The organism is Pseudoduganella rivuli (assembly GCF_009674485.1).
Classification (GTDB): Bacteria; Pseudomonadota; Gammaproteobacteria; order Burkholderiales; family Burkholderiaceae_D; genus Rugamonas; species Rugamonas rivuli_B.
In genome coordinates this window covers 1-264 of sequence record NZ_WKJJ01000082.1, presented here as the reverse complement: position 1 = coordinate 264, position 264 = coordinate 1, and the positions used below count along the sequence as shown (strand labels likewise).

Sequence of the window (264 nt, the reverse complement as noted above, 5' to 3'; positions counted from 1 at the left end):
AAGCGGCAGGCCTGACCACCGACCAGGTGGCGCACCTGTCGACCACGCAAGTGGCCGCACTGTCGACCGGCATCCTGTCGACGCTGGGCACCACGCAGGGCGCCGCGCTGAGCGACACGCAAGTGGCTGCGCTGAATTCGGCCCAACTGGCGGCCTTGCCGACCAACGTGCTGGCCGTGTTCTCGACCGATGACATCGCCGCGATCAAGACGGCCGCACTGGCCGGCCTGAAATCGTCGCAAGTTGCCGGCCTGACGTCCGACC

General features: G+C 68.2%; 1 protein-coding gene. It reads left to right on the top strand.

Features of this window, described 5'->3' with window-relative positions; all coding sequences use genetic code 11:
• Nucleotides 1–264, top strand: a 264-nt coding sequence (locus tag GJ700_RS35135; RefSeq protein ID WP_195764117.1) for a hypothetical protein, incomplete at both ends; no start/stop codon positions are given.